Genomic DNA, 18,612 nt, shown 5'->3' with positions numbered 1-18,612 from the left:
GCCAGCGGTCTTTTCTGTTTGGAGATGAATCAATGAAACGTCAAACACGCGCTCTTTTTTATTTAAAGCAGGCGTTTTATTTTTATTGTCTCCGATTTTTTAAGATTACGCTTTTTCAGTATCGACACTTAACCGAAAATGAAATCAAACTGGCCTACCAAGTTTTTGGACCCAAACTAAATTATACCGAAATTTTAATTTTGAACATGCCATATTTACCTTGGCAACCAGTGAATCTGTTTATGGCGCCTACAGGGCGTTTATTTGTTAACCCTGAAAATTACAAAGCCGATTACAGTTTAGAGAGTTTAGCCTATAAAGGCATTTTTATTCACGAACTCACCCATATTTATCAATATCAACAAGGTATTCAGGTCTTGTTCAAAGGTGCAATTTTACAAACAGGCTACTATTTAAGCTTTAAGCGCTATAATCCATATCAATACACTTTCAAAGAAGGCAAAAGTTTTTGGGATTATAATATTGAACAACAAGCAGAAATTGCCAAAGATATTTTCTTAAATCGTATTCCCAATATTATTTTGGCACATCATCAAGATTAACTTTTCAATAAACCCAACATTTAAAAATTTTTGTGTGTTTTTTAATTGGCCATCTATAAAGCAAAATGTATATTTTTTTATACATTTCATGTAATTTTTTTTAATGTTTAAGCTTAATATCAGCTTGGATTCGTATATAGTATAGCAGCCTAGATAGACTTTATTTTTTTACTATTACCTGATGCTGAATAACTAAATTTATAAATCAGCAACATGTAATTCACCTATAGGAATAGGACTGAATTTAAATGAAAAATTTTAAAATTGCCCTTGCTCAATTTTCACCACACATTGGCAATATTGAAAACAATACTCTGAAGATGATTGAGCAAGCCAATCAAGCCAAAGCTCAACAAGCAGATATTATTATTTTCCCAGAACTGAGTGTGATTGGTTACCCTGCCGAAGATTTACTGTTACGTAGTAGTGTAAAAACGCGCACGCAAAATGCGTTATCACAACTTGCAGAAGTGAAAGATATTGTTTTGGTTTTTGGTTTCGTGCATCACACCGAAGATGGTCAGCGTTTTAACTCTGCCGCGGTGATGAAAGATGGCGAAGTGCTCGGTATTTACAACAAACAAAACTTACCAAATTATAGCGTCTTTGATGAAAAACGGTATTTTAATGCTGGACATCAGCATTTAATTTTTGAATATCTTGAACACAAATTTGGTGTTCTCATTTGTGAAGATGTTTGGAATATCAATACCGTACAACAATTGGCTCAACTCAATATCGATACCATTTTGGTGCTTAATTCATCACCTTACGAAGTCGGTAAACCGCAGCATCGTATTGCAACCATGACTGAACTTGCAAAACAACTGCGCCTAAATGTGGTCTACACCAACCAAGTGGGTGGACAAGACGATTTGATTTTTGATGGATCAAGTTTTGTTCTGGACCGCGAAGGTCAACTGATTTGCCGTGCAGAAAGCTTCCAAGAGCAAGTGCATTTTGCAGAATTCGATGCAGAAAAAGCCGCATATAAAGCCCAAGAAGCCAAACCTGAACTAGAAACCATGGCGGAGATTTATCAAAGCTTAGTCATGGCAACACGCGACTACGTACAACGTTCAGGCTTCCCGGGGGTTATTCTCGGTCTTTCTGGTGGAATTGACTCTGCCCTTACCCTTGCCATTGCGGTAGATGCTTTAGGTGCAGACAAAGTTCAAGCGGTAATGATGCCATACACTTATACCGCACAAATCAGCATTGAAGATGCCGCGGCGCAAGCCAAAGCTTTAGGCGTGACCTTCGGTGTGGCAGAAATTCACAATATCGTAAATAGCTTCATGCAAACGTTGTATCCATTCTTTGGTAATGCACCTGCAGATGCCACAGAAGAGAACTTACAAGCGCGCTCACGCGGTACGCTACTTATGGCGCTGTCAAATAAATTTGGCAATTTGGTGTTATCGACTGGCAATAAATCTGAACTTGCCGTTGGTTATTGTACCCTTTATGGCGATATGGTCGGTGGTTTTGCGGTACTCAAAGATGTTTACAAAACTATTGTGTTTGAATTGGCCAAGTACCGTAACAGTATCAGCGAAACACCAGTGATTCCTGAACGCGTGATTACTCGCCCACCTTCGGCAGAATTACGCCCTGACCAAAAAGACCAAGATTCACTCCCTGCTTACGATGTACTCGATGCCATTTTGTATGCTTATATCGAAGAAGATTTAAGCCAAAATGAAATTATTGCACGTGGCTTTGAGGAAAAAGTGGTAGAAAAAGTGATTCGCTTGGTCGACTTAAATGAATATAAACGCAAACAAGGTGTGATTGGCCCACGCATTAGCTCGCGTGCCTTTAGCCGCGAACGCCGCTACCCAATTGTGAATGGTTGGAAAGCGGGTATCTGAGCTCAACGAACTTCATAAAAAAAGCCTAAACATCATGTTTAGGCTTTTTTTTATATACGATGCAAACTGCACAAAAAAAGAAACCATGCTAGGTGCATGGTTTTTAAAATGGTGGCTATGACGAGACTTGAACTTGTGACCCCCGCATTATGAGTGCGGTGCTCTAACCAACTGAGCTACATAGCCGTAAACTGTGGGTGCATTATCTATAGTTATTCAGATTAGGTCAATAGACGGCAGAGTTTAGATGATTAGTAAACAATCAAATACTGTGTTTTTTTCTTTAAATGCTTAAAAATTATTATTTTTGCATAAGAATCAAAATTTTAAATTTAAAAAAACCAGTCCTATGACTGGTTTTTTATCTGAACTAGATTACCAAATATCTGAATCAACTTTTTTCTTCAATTCAGTGTGATCATCTAACTTAAACACAGGGTCTTTGACACCTTGTTTTAATTGACGACGATAATCCGTCAATAAAACTTTTAAATATGGCATCAATAATAAAATGGCAACAAGGTTAATGGTGGTCATTACACCCATCGACAAATCTGCAAATGCCCAAACCAACGGTACGCTAGTAATGGCACCGAAGTAGACCATGAGCAACACCGCAATACGGAACACCAACATTGATTTTGGACTGTTATGCAAGAACTGCATGTTACTTTCAGCATAGGCATAGTTACCTAAAATTGCTGAATAGCAGAACAAGAATAATAAGATGGCAAGGAAATCATCCCCATATTCGCCAATTTGCGTTTGAAGCGCGTATTGAGTTAATTCAATGCCTTGTAAACCACCGGTATGCGCATATACACCAGAAATTAAAATGATGAGTGCAGTACTAGTACAAATAATGAATGTATCTACAAAAACACCCAGCATTTGCACCAAACCTTGGTTGGCAGGATGTTTAACATCCGATGCGGCTGCGGCATTTGGCGCAGAACCCATCCCTGCTTCATTGGCGAATAAACCACGCTTGATGCCTTGCATCATCGCCATAGAGAACATGCTGCCAAAAAAACCACCTGCGGCTGCATCAAACTGGAATGCTTTAGAGAAAATCAAGCCAAAAACATGCGGTACAACTTCGTAGTTGCTAATACAGATGTAAAATGCAGTGGCTAAATAAAGACCCGCTTTTAAAGGAACAAACATTTCGGCAAAATGTGCAATACGCTTAATTCCACCAAAAATTGCCATTGCTGTTAGTGCAACCAGCACCAAACCAACCCATGAAATAGTAAGATTCAAACCACCTAATGGTAAAATGATATTGGCTTTATCCCATCCCCAAGCATGTGAACTTGAACCAATAATGGCATTGGCTTGCACCGAGTTAAATGCCAAACCATAAGTGATAATCATCGCCACAGCAAAAGCCAGTGCTAAAGGCTTACTTTTAATCCCTTTAATAATGTAGTACGCAGGACCGCCACGGAACTGTTTGCTTTCGTGATCACGAATTTTAAATAACTGCGCCAAGCTTGATTCGACAAAGGCCGAACTCATACCAAGTAATGCCGTCACCCACATCCAAAACACGGCGCCCGGGCCACCAATCGCAATTGCCATAGCAACGCCACCAATGTTCCCCACCCCAACACGACTGGCCAAACCTGTTACAAAGGCTTGAAATGAGGTAATGCCATGTTTATCTTCAGCACCTTGACGGCTTGAATACATCACACGGATACTTTGTACAAACATTCGAATTTGCACTGCGCGAGTGACAAAGGTATAAACGAAGCCCGTTGCCAATAAAAAAATAACTAAAAAATCCCACAAAGGTGTATTTAAAATATCAATCCATGATATTAAACGCTCAGTTAACTCGTGATTCACGCAAGTCTCCCTTTAGTAAAAATCTTTGTCCAACATTGCATTGCAACACACCCCAAAGGTAGAAATGTTAATCTTTTATGCAAGTGATCAGCCCAATTAATGTATCTTTCAAAAATTAAACAGCAAATTTATTGTCCATTTTTTGCACTAAAAATGCTCAAAAATTCACTTTTCGTTCAAAAAAGTGCAATTATACGCATTCACCCCTACATTCCAACTTTTTTTATTGTTTTGTGCACTATTTTGAGTGCGTTATTCTAAAAAATCACAGCAAAATAGCGCAAGAATAGAGCAATCAAACTGCAATACATGCTTGTCTATCACGTTTTAAAGGCTGTGGACTCACGCATATTTTTAAAAACAGGGCTTTTTTTCTGTTCATGCTAGTCAACCAATCAATAGATCGTTTATATTCGCCAAAACGACAAAATTAGAGCAAGGAATTTTTATGGATTTAAATCGTGTTCAAGCTGTTGATGATGCCATTCGCTCACGCCATTCGGTACGCGCCTTTTTAGATACCCCCGTTGCAGCGCAAATCATTCAAGACATTCTTGCCGTTGCAAGCCGAGCGCCTTCAGGCACCAATACCCAACCGTGGAAAGTGTATGTCGTGTCAGGAAAAAAACGCGATGAGATGGTGAACCGCGTCTGTGCAGCACAACTTGAAGTCAATGCAAATCCTGAACTGGCGCAGCAATATCAAGAAACGTTTGCCTACTATCCACAAACATGGATTTCTCCATTTATTGACCGCCGCCGTGAAAATGGTTGGGGATTGTATGGTTTGCTGAATATTCAACGTGGCGAAAAAGAAAAAATGGCCGCACAGCAGCTACGCAACTTTAAACTTTTTGATGCACCAGTCGGACTGTTTTTTACCGTCAATAAAGCCATGGGTATTGGTTCGAAGATGGATATTGCCATGATGATTCAAAATGTCATGATTGCTGCCAAAGCGCGTGGCTTAGATACTTGTCCGCAAGCGGCATGGAATCATTTCCACCCGATTGTACTCGATGTACTCAACGCGGCGGACGATGAAGAATTGGTGTGCACCGTAGCCCTAGGTTATGCAGACCCCGATGCCAAGGTGAATACATTTATTACTCCGCGCGAAGCGGTAGAAAATTTTGCGGTTTTTTTAGATGAATAATCCGCAGAAGAAAGATCAGTACTCAAAACGAGGCTGATCTTTTTTTATTTTTAAAAACTTCGGCTCAGCACCGTACCATCGAATGCGAAACAATCTTGCACGCGAATTTTCTGAACCGCTGTTAAATCTTGCAACTGAAACCATCCATACGCCGAATGTTCTGCACTTAATTGAATGTCTTGATTTGTTTTGAGCTGACAGCGAAAAATAAACGCATGTGAATGCACAGACGCATGATAATAAGCACCACTTAAATATAAGATTTCAATTTCACAGCCCAGTTCTTCTTTGCATTCCCGCATGAGGGCTTGATGAATGGTTTCACCAACATCTAAACCACCACCGGGCAATCCCCATGCACAATCGCCATAATTGGCTTTTAACAGCAAAATTTCATTCTGATGATTACTAATGACCGCATGTGAACTCATCCGATACAGATCCTGAAAGGCCATGTTTAATTTAGCCCTAAATCAATGGCGGTCATTTTCCAATTCCACCCTGCAACACGATTAAAAATAAATTGCGTGCGTTTGCCATTTTGACGAATTAACGACACCACAAAGGTATTTGGTGACGTATAAGCTGCATGATAAGTCGCATCTTGTTTTACAGTGGGCTCTACATAAATATTCGTATTTGCCTGCAACATATTTTGTGCCGAGTGCCGCTCTACCGATTTTTCAAATTGCGGAATTAATTCTGATAACTGCTTGCCTTGCATTAACAATTGTATGGTCTGATCGGATACCAATAAATCTAAAATTTGTCGACTAATATGTGTATCTAAAATAGCATGTATTCGCTGGTACCATTCTGAGTTCGAAGCATCTTGGCCCTCTTCTAAATGCGATAAAAAGACCGACTCAATTTGTGGCTGTAAGCTTTCTCGTACTTGTGCATAGTCGATATAACTGGAAATTTTCTCGCTCTGATTTTGTTCATATGCCTGTTTAAGTTGATATAACATCCAATATGGAGATGCAACCCATGTACCCAGTACAATCAGAAGCACCACACCCACACCGCCTAACCATTTTTTCATTCATTTCTTCTCGCAACTTTTAGGCGTAAAAAAAGCATGCCTAAGCATGCTTAATTTAACTAACTTGGCGTTAAGAAAGTGTGAGATCTTTTATTATTTGTGTAATACCATTGTTTTTCACCGACTCAACGCCTTTATCACGCCCTTGTTCGGTACTATACATTTGACTACTTCCAATGATTTGATGATTGGCGGCTTTTAAATTGAAATAGGCTTTACCATTTTTGGCAGTCAAACGCGCATAATGCACATCATCTGGGCTGTTCTTTTGTACCGATTCAATGCCATTCAGCGCCGATGCTTTCGCTTTATATAATTCGCTGGTTAAAACAACTTCACCATTGCCAGCCTTTAACACAAAACGATATTGTCCATCTGTAGCTTTAGAAATTTCATACCATCCACTCATAACAACCTCTTTATATTTACTTGTTTATGACTGCATTATCACCAATGTGATGTATTCAATATAAAAGAATTCAAGCTGTTCATTGGTGCTTGTTTTGTAATCGAATTTATATAATGAAAGCGCTTTTCACAGCAAAATGGCTTGCAGTGTTCAGGCTAAGTTACAAGGAAATCTTCAATTTTCTTGAATGGTTTAGCTGAATTTTTTTTGAATTTCATCCACAATAGAAGCATCTTCTTATTCGTAATTGCAAATTTATATGAACGATTTAGCATTTATCCGTTATCAATTAAAAGGTGTGGATGCACTGAAGTTTTTACAAGGACAAGTGACGGTGCATGTCGAACGTGTGCCATCGGATGTGCCTTGTTATACGGCCATTTGCGATTTAAAAGGACGAATTCAGTTTGGATTATGGTTAAAACAATATGACCCTGAACATTTCGAAATTGTGGTGACACAAAACCAAAGCGAAGAATTTGCCAAACATATCAAAAAATACGGCGCATTTTCTAAAATGACATTGTCTGACCCAAGTACGGTATATCCTAAATTTAACGCTGAAAACACTGTTTTTGTCGAGCAGGCAACAGATTTAACCGCTTGGCAATTACACGCCATTGAACTGGGTCAAGCCTTTATTGAACAAAGCACCGCGCACGAATTTCAACCCCAAGAATTACGGTTGCACCAACGCGCAGGCATTCATTACGACAAAGGGTGTTATTTAGGTCAAGAAATTGTGGCACGCTTATGGTTTAAAGCCAAACCGAAACATTGGTTACATTTGGTTGAAGGTCAAGGTGCTGTACCCAACATGGGCGAAAAATTAAGTTCCGATGTGCAAATCGTGAATAGTGCTGCTTATGGCGAAGGCTTTAAGGCGCTGGTGGTTGCCAAACCTGAATCGATTACCGCACTGGGTTTACACATTGTAGATTTACCAGATGCGTTAAATGGCGATGTGGCGCGACCAAAAACTTAAACAACGTCAAGGGAATCATTTTATGCCTGATTCCCTATTTTTTAGGGTTTATTGATATAAAGATAAAAAAAGATACAGTTTATGGCATAAATTTTAAGGAAAAACTTAGCTTTATGCTCTATAAGGAATCATCTATTTTAATTTATGAAAAAAGATGATGAACTTTAAAGCACTAACAACTGTATTGAGCCTGAGCCTTCTGGGTATGAGCACAGCATATGCCGACTCAAAAACCGTTGCACAAAACTTAAAACAAAACTTCCCTGAAATTCAGGTGCAATCGATCCAAACCACACAAATTCCCAATATTTATGAAGTGTATATGGATGGACAAATTGTTTATACCAATGATGAAGCGCGCTATTTCTTTTTAGGCAATTTGGTAGACTTAAAAAATAAAGTCAATTTAACCAGCGAGCGTGAACAAGAGCTGACGAAAATTGATGTAAAAACCCTTCCATTACAACAAGCCATTAAGCAAGTTAAAGGCAATGGCAAACGTGTGATGTATTTATTTAGTGATCCAGATTGTCCATATTGCCATGCCTTAGAAAAAGAATTGCAAAATGTTGATAACGTGACCATTTATCTATTTTTATATCCGTTAACCGCACTGCATCCAAACGCAGAAAAAGTGGCCACCCAAGTTTGGTGTGCAAAAGCCCCGTATCAAACATGGGAAAATTATGTGTTGAATGGCACACAACCCAAAGCTACGAAAACTTGTAATACGCCTATCGCTAAAAACTTAGAATTAGGCAAAAAACTTGCGGTGGATGGCACACCCACCTTCTTCTTAAAAAATGGTCATCGTATTTCTGGTGCGCGTTCTGCCAGTGAAATTAACCAATTACTCGATGCCGCAGAATAATTACGCGCTCACACTTAGCATAATGCCAGTAAAGATATTGGCATTATGCACTTTCATCGGTATTACTGTGTTGTGCAGCAAATTTACTGGCTAAGATGCCACAAACAATTAATTGAATTTGATGGAAAAGCATTAATAGTAAAATAATTAAACCAATGGGTTGGCTTGCAAAAATAATTTTTGCCATCGGCACACCACTGGCCAAGGTTTTTTTAGAACCACAAAATAAAATGGTAATTCGGTCTTCACGTTTAAAACCACAGGCTTTACTTAACACATTCAGCAGCAGCATCACCACCGCCAACAAAGAACAACTCAGTACAACTAAAATCATTAAGGTTTCAAATGAAACTTGATGCCAAATTCCCTCCGATACTGCCTCGCTAAATGCGGCATAAACCACCATTAAAATAGAACCTTGATCGACCATTTTAACCGCACCCGTGTGTTGTTTCAGTAGCGGAAAAATCTTGACGCGCAACAATTGCCCAAGCACAAAGGGAACCAGCAACAATAAAACAATATTTAATACCGCATCCCCTGAACTGGCCGATGCGTGTGCAGATTGGGCAATAAAAATGCTGACTAAAAATGGCGTAATAAACATGCCCAATAAATTTGAAGCAGAGGCACTGCACAAGGCGGCAGGCACATTGCCTTTAGCAATCGAGGTAAACGCAATAGACGACTGCACGGTAGACGGCAACATGCATAAATACAGCAATCCTAAATACAATGAATTTCCAATCAACGGCTCAATCACAGGTTTTAAAATTAAGCCCAGAATAGGAAATAAAATAAAGGTCGAGGCGAAAATAAACAGGTGTAACCGCCAATGCGTTAAACCTTGAATGACCGCTTCACGCGAAAGTTTTACGCCATGCAAAAAAAACAATAAGGCAATTGCTGCATTGGTAAGCTGATTAAAGACCACTGCGGCGTGACCTGCAATAGGCAGAAAACTCGCCAGAACAACCATTGCAATGATCATCAAACTAAAATTATCTGGTAAAAAACGTGGTCTTTGCATAAAAACGTCCTTGCTATTGATTGCATCGTACACATGGCTGAAGTGTTTTAACTTGCGTGCTTAAGCCGACCTAAGAAAAACTACCACCACCATACAATTAACAGGCTTGTACCAATAAAACCTAAAATGGTACTCAGCATTAACGCACTAAGGGTTTGTTTTTCCAAGCCATAAATTTGACCGATAATTCCAAAAAGAATTGGCATGGGCAATGCAGCAATCAGCGTTCCTGCATGTTTCATTTCATCCGACACATTCGGTAGCACAGTAAAAATGCCATAGATGATTAGCGGCATCAGTAAAATATTCGACAATACCACCGAAACCACTTGCAGATTAATGGCTTTAAATCCAAGCCCGACCAAACTGCCCCCAATCACAAATAAGGCCAATGGTGAAGCTGTTTTCCCCATCATCGTTAAGACTTCATCTACAATTTCAGGTAACTTAAATTGAAATAAAATACAAAAAAATGCGATAAAAATAGTAATAATCAACGGTGTTTTCAGCAAATTGGCAAGGGTTCTTTTAAGCATAATTCGCGTATTTTGCTGACCATGCAAGCCCATTTCAGCCAGTAAAAATACCATAGTAATCATGACGAGATTTTCAATAATCAACGTCAGAGAAAGATAAACCACCGCATGATTTGCAATAAGCAACGGTAAAATAGCCGTTCCAATCAAGCCTGTATTTGACATGGCTGCGCCCATCGACAAAACCGCCGATTGCGTCAGCGTATTTTTAAAAAAATACCGATACAGTAAATACGATCCCGCAAATAAAATTAAAGATCCGCCCATATAGGCAATCACATAACTGGGTAACCAAATATCATTGAGGTTTTTGTTGGCAAGGGCATGCAACAGATAGGCCGGTAAGGCAACCTTAATCACAAATGCCCCAAGCGCTTTAATTTGCTCAGAATTTAATACATTCAAGCGTACGCTGCCATAGCCGAAAAACATACACAAGAAAATTGGAGCCAAGATACTAAATAACAAAATTACCTCTATCCAACGGATTAACGACCATCATTGCAATCATCTTTAGTATGAAATGGTTGTAATAGTTGCTGATATCCCTGTGGTTGGCAGCGTAAATATTGCGGTGCAACCTGAATCGTTGCACCTAAACTTGCCGCTGCATGCCAAGGCCAACGTGGGTCATATAAAATTGCTCGAGCAATGGCAATTGCATCGGCATGGCCGCCACGTACAATCATTTCTGCTTGCTGCGCATCGGTAATTAATCCAACCGCTATGACCGATGTGTTAACTGTGGCTTTAATTGCCTCGGCAAAACCGACTTGATAATTGGGCTCAAGCTCAATTTTTTGGGTTGAAGATAAACCACCACTCGACACATGAATATATGCTACACCTAATTGTTCTAATTGTTGCGTCAAAATTAAGCTAGAGGCTAAATCCCAACTGGGCTCATTAGTATATTCCATCCAATCGGTTGCGGAAATACGCACTCCAACCGGATAATTTTCCGGAACAACCGCTAAAATTGCTTGGGTAATCTCTAAAGTTAAGCGAAGCCGATTTTCTAAACTTCCCCCATATAGGTCTTGGCGCTGATTGGATAAGGGTGATAAAAATTGATGCAACAAATAGCCATGCGCTGCATGAATTTCGATTAACTCAAAACCTGCCTCAACTGCGCGTATTGCGGCGGCAACAAAATCTTGTTTAATTTGTTCAATATCGTTAAGCGTTAATGCTTGTGGTGCAGCATCTTGGTCATGAAAAGCAATTGCACTAGGTGCAACGGTTTGCCAAGCTTGAGATGAATCTGTTATTTGACCACCACCTTCCCACGGCTTATTTATTGAAGCTTTTCTGCCCGCATGGGCAAGCTGCACTGCAAAAGGCATGGGCGAGAGGGTTTTGACTTTACTTAATAATGCTTTGACTTGGTCGCGCTGTTGGTCATTCCACAGCCCTAAGTCGGCATTAGAAATGCGCCCTTGTGCTTGAACAGCCATTGCTTCTACGATACAAAGCCCTGCACCAGACAGTGCGTAACTCGCCCATTGTTGTTCATGCCAATAGCTTATTTCTGCGTGTTCTGTCGCGGAATATTGGCACATTGGGGCAATAATAATTTTATTGCTTAAGTTTAATCTTCCAAACTGAATCGGTTGAAATAAAATTGACATGTCGATCCTTAATTAAAATTGCTTGGTTAAAGACAATCCTGCGCTCCAATTTCGTCCATCTGCGGGTTCAAAATAACGACTATTACCATCGTTAACAATCACTGAACCCACGTAGTTTTTATCAAATAGATTGTCGACACGCGCATAAGTATTAAATGCCCAGTCCTTTAATTTCCAGCTATATCCAATATTTACAGCAGTCGTACTGTAACTTGGTGCGGTGTCGGTATTGGTGTCGTTGGCATAGAGTTTATCCATATAGCGAAGCTCTACACCGCCATATAAACCTTGTTCGGGTTGCCATGCAAGACGTGCAAATGCCTGATTTTTCGCGACACCAGGAATTTGATTGCCCGATGTAATTGCTGCAGCAGATCCTTTTGCAGGCGTATTACTATCAAAAGTTGCATTTAAATAACTATAACTGGCTTGGGCCGTTAAATCTTTCCACAATTTCTTATTCCAAGATAATTCTAGACCTTCACGCAAGGATTTATCGGCATTTCTAAAAGTTGCACGACCATTTGATGTTCCCGCAGAAACGATATCATTACGTGTTTGGCTTTGAAACAGAGCTAAAGTGAATTGACCTAAACTATTATTCGACTTTAAACCCAACTCGTAATTGTCGCTTGAAGATGGATTTAAATCGAAATTGAAACCTGATCCACCATCAGTACGATATGCCATTTCGGTAAAGGTTGGCGTTTCAAAGCCTTTGGCATAACTTAAGTAAGCCAATAGTTCGGGTTGAATCTGCCAACTTAATGCAACCGATGGCAATACCTTAGAATAATCGGTTGAGCCACTATCATCACCATTACTTAAAAAGTGATCTTTAGATTTATAATGAACATTGCTATATCGTACACCCGAATCTATACGCCAAGTGGGTAAAAACTGCCAAGATGCTTGTAGATATGGATCGGCATTCCAAAGGGTGTTTTTTTCATTACGGCGTAAATTGCCTTTAACCCCATAGGTTGGAGAATTATTGACTGTAACGTAGTTTTCATATCCTTTGCGGTCTTCATCCATTGCATCAAGTGCAACACCTGCACTGACTGTAGTATTCGGCAGTAAATTTTTGCCTGTCCAACGTAAATCTAATCCATAATAATTGCGATCAAAATCGATTACGCCACCAGCCTGATTTTTATTTGCATCCTGTGTTGACTTTGGAATCGACTGATACTGTGTGACTTGACGATTCCCAACATATGCCATCGCATACAATTCATTTTGGTCATTTATCGGTTTTGACCACGTCACCCCTGTTTGGGTTTGCTGAATCTCTTTACGCACATCAAATTGCTTTAAAAAAGGCACTTGTTGTTTTGGATTGCTGCGCCACTGCTGCTCGTTTAAACCTTGTGGATCATCGGCATGGATTTTTACATAATTGGTTACCCAATTAATTTTAGAACCATCCGTTAAGTTCCATGTCAATTTGGCATTATTCAATATTTTATCGGCGGCGCTATGTTCACGATAACCGTTGGTATCGAAATAAGATGAACTCACCACATAACTGGGTTGATTATCTTGCTTCGCTCCACCTTGAAAAATCACTGCGCTACTATTTTTAGCGTGACTTCCACCAGCATAACGCATGCTCACCGAATCGGGGCCTGTGCCCTCTTTGCTGCTTGCCATCAACACACCACCCGATGAATTGCCATATAAAGATGAAAATGGCCCAGTTAACACTTCAACGTGATCTAAACTTTGTAAATCGATATTCGAGGTTTGCCCTTGTCCATCTGGCATGGTGGCAGGAATACCATCGACATAAATACGAATGCCGCGCACCCCAAAGGTTGAACGTGCGCCAAAACCACGCATCGACAGCTGTAAATCCTGCGCATAATTTTCACGATTATTTAACTGAAGACTTGGAACACCTTGCACAACCTCAGTTAAGTTCACGCCCAAATTGTTGGGCTGTTTCGCGGCATCTACACGAAACACCGAAGCAGGGGTTTGTAAATACGAGGTATCGGTATGTGTGGTTTGAACGTGAATCACGGGTAATAAGGTACTATCTTCAGCGCCATTGCTTTGTGCATAAAGCTGCTGCATGATACAGCACGACAAAAGTAACAACGCTGTTTTAGGAATTTGACGATTTAAAGATGAATGCATGTGAACTGCCTAATTTTATGAAAAGATAGAATTTTGAATCATGATGACGCTGTTTATACGAATTCTTCTCAGCGAATCAAAATACATAATTAAAACAATGATTACAGCATTTTATAAATGCTTTGAATAGAACTCAAGCCATCGCCGATTAAGCGACTTTACAATGCTTCATCATAAGTGAATTTCACGTACAATAGTGTTTTTTATACATCATTATTTATATGCCTGAATTACCCGAAGTCGAAACGACTAAAGTCAGCCTAGAACCGTTGTTAAATCAAACGGTAAGCCAAGTACTGGTTAGAAATTCTAGTTTAAGATGGCCCATTCCTGAAGATATTTCACAGCTTAAAGGACAAAAATTGCTTCAGCTCCATCGCCGTTCAAAATATATTATCGCTGCATTTGAACAGCAAAGTATGCTGTGGCATTTGGGCATGTCGGGTAGTTTTAGGCTTTGTCAGGCAAGCGATGAACTACGCAAACACGATCACTTAATTATTGATTTTGACAACAATACCCAATTACGTTATCACGACCCACGGCGTTTTGGCTGCATTCTATGGTTAAACGATGAAACAGAACAAAAATTGCTTCATCCGCTTGGTCCAGAACCATTAAGCTCTGATTTTAATACGGAATATTTATTCAACGCGCTTAAAAACAAAAAGGTTGGCATAAAAATTGCCCTTATGGATAATCATGTGGTGGTCGGTGTTGGAAATATCTATGCAACCGAAAGTCTGTTTAATTTAGGCATTCACCCTGCGCAACCTGCCAATAGTTTGAGTGAGCAACAGATTGATCATTTGGTGCAAGAAATCAAACGTATTTTGAAATATGCGATTGAGCTTGGCGGTTCGACCCTTCGTGACTATACCAATGCGATGGGCGAAAATGGCTATTTCCAGCAAACATTACTGGCTTACGGCCGTGCAGGTGAAATGTGTGTGAACTGTGAAACCACTTTAGAAAACATAAAATTGGGGCAACGCGCCAGTGTTTTTTGTCCGCAGTGCCAAGCATTGAAAAAGATACCAGCTAGCGCTGAATAGGAAGGAAAATTGTAATGAAAACAGCCATCGTAAGACACATTCTGGTTAAAGATAAAGACTTCGCGGAGCAGCTAAAAAAGAAAATTCATGACGGGGCAGATTTTGCAAAAATTGCGAAGCAACACTCGACTTGTAATTCGGCCAAACGCGGTGGCGAGTTAGGTGAAGTTAAAAAAGGACAACTTGTTCCTGTGATTGATAAATTGGTTTTTACCGCAGCAGAACGTGTGCTACACGGCCCAATTAAAAGTCAATTTGGCTTTCACTTACTTGAAGTCAAATTTAGAACCGATTTCTAAAAAATAGGCTTAAATACAATAGCCATTTAAGCCTTAAGGTTTTATCGCGGCAATATTCATTCCGCTTTCGCGTTGGGATTCATCTGATACGTCCATGCTTGAATCCAATCGCCAGATTCAAGTTTCACATCAACCAATACGCGTTGGTACTGAAAACCTTCAAACTCATCTAACATTGGCCAGTGTTCATCTAACGTATCACTCGTAAAAAGCAGTCCATCAACCAATGTTACCGAAGGATCTAAAACAAGTGCAGGCAAGCCTGAATCTGGTCCCCAATCTAAATTATGGATCGTGCCATGCACCCATGCTTTTTGCCACTCTCCGCCTACTTTTTCTAAAATATGCGCATTGGGCTGATTTGGACGCAATGTGCCATAAGCAAATAATCGGTTCATATTATATTACCTTTTCCCTTTTAAGTTTCACGAGTGTACATTTTGCAGCTCAAGATTTATAGCATCAGACAATGTATAAAAGACAACGCATAAAAAACGGTGCGTTATTCGCACCGTTTTTTATTTGCATCGAGAATTAAACTTGTGGACGATTTTTTAATTCATCACGAATTTCACGTAATAATGCAATATCTTCTGGGGTTGGTGCAGGTGCAGCTGGTGCTTCTTCCTGCTTACGGCGCATACGGTTAATCAATTTCACCATTAAAAACACCACCCACGCCAAGATGAGGAAGTTAATTAAAATGGTTAAAAAATTACCGTAAGTCAGTACATTTACGCCTGCTTTTTGCAAAGCATCTAATGATTGTAAATTATCAGGATTATGACCAAGTACAATGAATTTTTGGGTAAAGTCGACACCGCCACCTGTAATCACAGAAATCAACGGCATGATAATATCTTTGACCAATGAATCGACAATCTTACCAAATGCACCACCAATAATGACACCGACCGCCAAATCAATCATGTTGCCTTTTACAGCAAACTCTTTAAATTCTTGAATAATACTCATTAAAACTCTCCCATTCGGATGGAATAAACGATTAGATTTTTCATTACAAATGAAATGAATAATGCTTGGCTTGAATTCTACGTTTTAATGTAATGTTTTTGCTTAAAAAAGAAAGTTTTATCACACTTTAACAACATAACGACGAGAAGTAACTGAAGTAAGACTTAAAAAATGCTGCACTCATTCATGTACCGATCAAGCCATAATGATGAGCTATAAAAAAACCGCTAAATGACTTTAGCGGTTTTTTTCAATTCAACGAATAATCGTGAATTATTTATCGCGGTTACGTTTACGTTCGTTTTCAGTTAAATAACGCTTACGAATACGGATTGACTTAGGTGTTACTTCAACTAACTCATCATCTTCAATGAATTCAAGCGCTTGTTCAAGCGTGTATTCGATTGCAGGTGTTAACGTTAACGCATCATCTGTACCAGATGCACGAACGTTAGTTAATTGTTTCGCTTTGGTTGGGTTAACCACCATGTCGTCAGAACGTGAGTTAATACCCACGATCATGCCTTCATAGACTTCTAACTGTGGTTTAGCAAACAAACGACCACGGTCTTGTAAGCTGAACAATGCATAGCCCAAGCAAGTGCCTTGAACCATTGAAATTAAAACACCGTTTTGACGCTTCGCAACAGTACCTTGTTTAACAGGACCATAATGCGAGAAGCTAGATGTCATAATCCCTGTACCAGAAGTCATGGTTAAGAATTCTGAACGGAAACCAATCAAACCACGTGAAGGAACAGTCGCTTCAATACGGATACGGCCTTTACCGTCAACTTCCATATTGGTCATGTCGCCTTTACGGTGACCCATTTGCTCCATTACCGCACCTTGATGTTGTTCTTCAACGTCAAAAGTTACGTTTTCGTAAGGCTCTTGTTTTTCACCATCAATTTCTTTGATGATGACTTGTGGACGTGAAACGCCCATTTCGAAACCTTCACGGCGCATGTTTTCAATTAAGACTGAAAGGTGAAGTTCACCACGACCAGACACTTTGAAACGGTCTGGACTGTCAGTATCTTCAACACGTAATGCAACGTTATGAATCAATTCGCGGTCAAGACGTTCACGAATGTTACGTGAAGTGACGAATTTACCTTCTTTACCTGCAAACGGTGAGTTGTTCACTTGGAATGTCATCGAAACTGTAGGTTCATCTACAGACAATGGTGGCAACGCTTCAACAGCTTTCGGATCACAAATCGTGTCAGAAATGTTTAGTGCATCAATACCCGTGATACATACGATATCACCCGCAGATGCTGAATCAACATCCACACGCTCTAAACCGTGGTAACCCATGATTTTTAAGATACGACCGTTACGGGTTTTACCTTCTTTATCAATCACAGTGACAGGTGTGTTCAAGCCAATTGAACCACGTTGAATACGACCAACACCAATTACACCTACGAAACTATTATAGTCAAGTGATGAAATTTGCATTTGGAAAGGACCATCAACGTCAACTGCTGGTGGTTCAACGATGTCTACAATCGTTTGGAATAACGGCGTCATGTCGTCTGCTAATTCTTCTGGAGAAGGACCGGCAACACCACGTAAGCCTGAAGCATAAACCACTGGGAAGTCTAACTGTTCGTCAGAACCACCAAGGTTATCGAACAAATCGAATACTTGGTCAATCACCCAATCTGGACGCGCGCTAGGCTTGTCGACTTTATTGATAATTACGATTGGTTTCAAACCACGTGCGAACGCTTTTTGCGTTACGAAACGAGTTTGTGGCATTGGACCTTCTTGTGAATCTACAAGAAGAAGTACGCAGTCAACCATCGACATTACACGTTCTACTTCACCACCGAAGTCGGCGTGTCCCGGGGTGTCGACGATGTTAATACGGTATTCTGTATTGGTACGTGCATCTAACCATTTAATTGCAGTGTTCTTTGCAAGAATGGTAATACCACGTTCGCTTTCAAGCGCATTCGAGTCCATGACACGCTCAATCTCGCCTGCACGATCGCCAAGTGCACCTGATTGTTGTAACAGTTTGTCTACAAGAGTGGTTTTACCGTGGTCAACGTGCGCAATGATGGCAATGTTGCGGAGAGTTTTAATATCTGACATGTAAATTCGATACGCTTTAAATTTGAGGGCAAATTATACTAAAAAAACTCATCAAAGAGTAGTGACACTTGTCAG

18 protein-coding genes and 1 tRNA gene are annotated in these 18,612 nt (G+C 39.9%); 7 read left to right on the top strand and 12 right to left on the bottom strand.

The genetic code is table 11. From position 1 onward, the window contains the following. The first annotated feature begins 32 nt into the window (after positions 1-32). Positions 33-563 (top strand): hypothetical protein, encoded by a 531-nt coding sequence (locus tag I2F62_RS04940; protein ID WP_324625916.1) that lies wholly within the window; start codon positions 33-35, stop codon positions 561-563. A gap of 248 nt (positions 564-811) precedes the next feature. Then, positions 812-2,437: an NAD+ synthase gene (locus tag I2F62_RS04935; RefSeq protein ID WP_324625915.1), complete on the top strand. Its 1,626-nt coding sequence runs from the start codon at positions 812-814 to the stop codon at positions 2,435-2,437. Positions 2,438-2,546: 109 nt separating this feature from the next. On the opposite strand, the gene I2F62_RS04930 is transcribed toward I2F62_RS04935, so the two are convergent. Together I2F62_RS04930 and I2F62_RS04925 are read right to left on the bottom strand one after the other, a co-directional pair. Further along, positions 2,547-2,623 (bottom strand) — tRNA-Met (locus I2F62_RS04930). A 189-nt stretch (positions 2,624-2,812) separates the two neighbouring features. Further along, positions 2,813-4,291 (bottom strand): sodium:alanine symporter family protein, encoded by a 1,479-nt coding sequence (locus I2F62_RS04925; RefSeq protein ID WP_324625914.1) that lies wholly within the window; start codon positions 4,289-4,291, stop codon positions 2,813-2,815. Positions 4,292-4,739: 448 nt separating this feature from the next. On the opposite strand from I2F62_RS04925, the gene I2F62_RS04920 reads away from it, so the two are divergent. After that, the gene (locus I2F62_RS04920; RefSeq protein WP_324625913.1) at positions 4,740-5,447 is read left to right on the top strand and encodes a nitroreductase; all 708 of its coding nucleotides are present in this window, start codon (positions 4,740-4,742) and stop codon (positions 5,445-5,447) included. Positions 5,448-5,497: 50 nt separating this feature from the next. On the opposite strand, the gene I2F62_RS04915 is transcribed toward I2F62_RS04920, so the two are convergent. The 3 genes from I2F62_RS04915 to I2F62_RS04905 all read right to left on the bottom strand — a co-directional run bounded on the left by I2F62_RS04915 (position 5,498) and on the right by I2F62_RS04905 (position 6,901). After that, positions 5,498-5,902, bottom strand: a complete 405-nt coding sequence (locus I2F62_RS04915) for an NUDIX hydrolase (protein ID WP_324625912.1) — start codon at positions 5,900-5,902, stop codon at positions 5,498-5,500. 2 nt (positions 5,903-5,904) lie between these two features. Then, positions 5,905-6,492, bottom strand: coding sequence for a DUF2939 domain-containing protein (locus I2F62_RS04910; protein WP_324625911.1), 588 nt, complete (start codon positions 6,490-6,492; stop codon positions 5,905-5,907). Positions 6,493-6,562: 70 nt separating this feature from the next. Continuing rightward, entirely contained in the window at positions 6,563-6,901 is a 339-nt protein-coding gene (locus I2F62_RS04905; protein ID WP_324625910.1) for a YegP family protein, read from the bottom strand. Positions 6,902-7,160: 259 nt separating this feature from the next. On the opposite strand from I2F62_RS04905, the gene I2F62_RS04900 reads away from it, so the two are divergent. After that, positions 7,161-7,886, top strand: a complete 726-nt coding sequence (locus I2F62_RS04900; RefSeq protein WP_324625909.1) for a folate-binding Fe/S cluster repair protein — start codon at positions 7,161-7,163, stop codon at positions 7,884-7,886. 157 nt (positions 7,887-8,043) lie between these two features. Beyond that, positions 8,044-8,757 carry a DsbC family protein gene (locus I2F62_RS04895; RefSeq protein WP_420713725.1) on the top strand — a complete coding sequence of 238 codons (714 nt, stop codon included), beginning with the start codon at positions 8,044-8,046 and terminating at the stop codon, positions 8,755-8,757. Positions 8,758-8,800: 43 nt separating this feature from the next. On the opposite strand, the gene I2F62_RS04890 is transcribed toward I2F62_RS04895, so the two are convergent. The 4 genes from I2F62_RS04890 to I2F62_RS04875 form a co-directional block, all read right to left on the bottom strand. Next, complete coding sequence (locus I2F62_RS04890) at positions 8,801-9,787, bottom strand: bile acid:sodium symporter family protein (protein WP_324625907.1); 987 nt, start codon at positions 9,785-9,787, stop codon at positions 8,801-8,803. A gap of 80 nt (positions 9,788-9,867) precedes the next feature. After that, positions 9,868-10,791 carry an AEC family transporter gene (locus I2F62_RS04885; protein ID WP_324625906.1) on the bottom strand — a complete coding sequence of 308 codons (924 nt, stop codon included), beginning with the start codon at positions 10,789-10,791 and terminating at the stop codon, positions 9,868-9,870. 20 nt (positions 10,792-10,811) lie between these two features. Further along, on the bottom strand, positions 10,812-11,954 hold the full coding sequence (locus tag I2F62_RS04880) for an NADH:flavin oxidoreductase/NADH oxidase (protein WP_324625905.1): 1,143 nt from the start codon (positions 11,952-11,954) through the stop codon (positions 10,812-10,814). A 12-nt stretch (positions 11,955-11,966) separates the two neighbouring features. Beyond that, positions 11,967-14,036: a TonB-dependent receptor gene (locus tag I2F62_RS04875; RefSeq protein ID WP_324625976.1), complete on the bottom strand. Its 2,070-nt coding sequence runs from the start codon at positions 14,034-14,036 to the stop codon at positions 11,967-11,969. Between the two features lie 284 nt (positions 14,037-14,320). Here I2F62_RS04875 and mutM point away from each other — a divergent pair, with 284 nt between their 5' ends. Both mutM and I2F62_RS04865 read left to right on the top strand, forming a co-directional pair. Continuing rightward, positions 14,321-15,154 carry a bifunctional DNA-formamidopyrimidine glycosylase/DNA-(apurinic or apyrimidinic site) lyase gene (gene mutM, locus I2F62_RS04870; protein WP_324625904.1) on the top strand — a complete coding sequence of 278 codons (834 nt, stop codon included), beginning with the start codon at positions 14,321-14,323 and terminating at the stop codon, positions 15,152-15,154. Positions 15,155-15,168: 14 nt separating this feature from the next. Then, a complete protein-coding gene (locus I2F62_RS04865) occupies positions 15,169-15,453 on the top strand; it encodes a peptidylprolyl isomerase (protein ID WP_324625903.1) in 285 nt (94 codons plus the stop codon). A 56-nt stretch (positions 15,454-15,509) separates the two neighbouring features. On the opposite strand, the gene I2F62_RS04860 is transcribed toward I2F62_RS04865, so the two are convergent. The 3 genes from I2F62_RS04860 to typA form a co-directional block, all read right to left on the bottom strand. Next, positions 15,510-15,851: a gamma-glutamylcyclotransferase family protein gene (locus I2F62_RS04860; RefSeq protein ID WP_324625902.1), complete on the bottom strand. Its 342-nt coding sequence runs from the start codon at positions 15,849-15,851 to the stop codon at positions 15,510-15,512. Positions 15,852-15,987: 136 nt separating this feature from the next. Then, complete coding sequence (mscL, locus tag I2F62_RS04855; protein ID WP_324625901.1) at positions 15,988-16,428, bottom strand: large conductance mechanosensitive channel protein MscL; 441 nt, start codon at positions 16,426-16,428, stop codon at positions 15,988-15,990. A gap of 273 nt (positions 16,429-16,701) precedes the next feature. Continuing rightward, entirely contained in the window at positions 16,702-18,537 is a 1,836-nt protein-coding gene (typA, locus tag I2F62_RS04850; protein WP_324625900.1) for a translational GTPase TypA, read from the bottom strand. Between the last annotated feature and the right edge of the window lie 75 nt (positions 18,538-18,612).

It is taken from the genome of Acinetobacter sp. MD2(2019) (assembly GCF_035615615.1).
Taxonomy (GTDB): domain Bacteria; phylum Pseudomonadota; class Gammaproteobacteria; order Pseudomonadales; family Moraxellaceae; genus Acinetobacter.
This window is presented reverse-complemented; position numbering and strand designations above follow the sequence as displayed.

Bases quoted from the DNA above. Each gene is read 5' to 3' on its own strand.
- I2F62_RS04940 (WP_324625916.1), top strand. From the start codon at position 33: ATGAAACGTCAAACACGCGCTCTTTTTTATTTAAAGCAGGCGTTTTAT.
- I2F62_RS04935 (WP_324625915.1), top strand. From the start codon at position 812: ATGAAAAATTTTAAAATTGCCCTTGCTCAATTTTCACCACACATTGGC.
- I2F62_RS04920 (WP_324625913.1), top strand. From the start codon at position 4,740: ATGGATTTAAATCGTGTTCAAGCTGTTGATGATGCCATTCGCTCACGC.
- I2F62_RS04915 (WP_324625912.1), bottom strand. From the start codon at position 5,902: ATGGCCTTTCAGGATCTGTATCGGATGAGTTCACATGCGGTCATTAGT.
- I2F62_RS04910 (WP_324625911.1), bottom strand. From the start codon at position 6,492: ATGAAAAAATGGTTAGGCGGTGTGGGTGTGGTGCTTCTGATTGTACTG.
- I2F62_RS04905 (WP_324625910.1), bottom strand. From the start codon at position 6,901: ATGAGTGGATGGTATGAAATTTCTAAAGCTACAGATGGACAATATCGT.
- I2F62_RS04900 (WP_324625909.1), top strand. From the start codon at position 7,161: ATGAACGATTTAGCATTTATCCGTTATCAATTAAAAGGTGTGGATGCA.
- I2F62_RS04895 (WP_420713725.1), top strand. From the start codon at position 8,044: ATGAACTTTAAAGCACTAACAACTGTATTGAGCCTGAGCCTTCTGGGT.
- I2F62_RS04890 (WP_324625907.1), bottom strand. From the start codon at position 9,787: ATGCAAAGACCACGTTTTTTACCAGATAATTTTAGTTTGATGATCATT.
- I2F62_RS04880 (WP_324625905.1), bottom strand. From the start codon at position 11,954: ATGTCAATTTTATTTCAACCGATTCAGTTTGGAAGATTAAACTTAAGC.
- I2F62_RS04875 (WP_324625976.1), bottom strand. From the start codon at position 14,036: ATGCAGCAGCTTTATGCACAAAGCAATGGCGCTGAAGATAGTACCTTA.
- mutM (WP_324625904.1), top strand. From the start codon at position 14,321: ATGCCTGAATTACCCGAAGTCGAAACGACTAAAGTCAGCCTAGAACCG.
- I2F62_RS04865 (WP_324625903.1), top strand. From the start codon at position 15,169: ATGAAAACAGCCATCGTAAGACACATTCTGGTTAAAGATAAAGACTTC.
- I2F62_RS04860 (WP_324625902.1), bottom strand. From the start codon at position 15,851: ATGAACCGATTATTTGCTTATGGCACATTGCGTCCAAATCAGCCCAAT.
- mscL (WP_324625901.1), bottom strand. From the start codon at position 16,428: ATGAGTATTATTCAAGAATTTAAAGAGTTTGCTGTAAAAGGCAACATG.
- typA (WP_324625900.1), bottom strand. From the start codon at position 18,537: ATGTCAGATATTAAAACTCTCCGCAACATTGCCATCATTGCGCACGTT.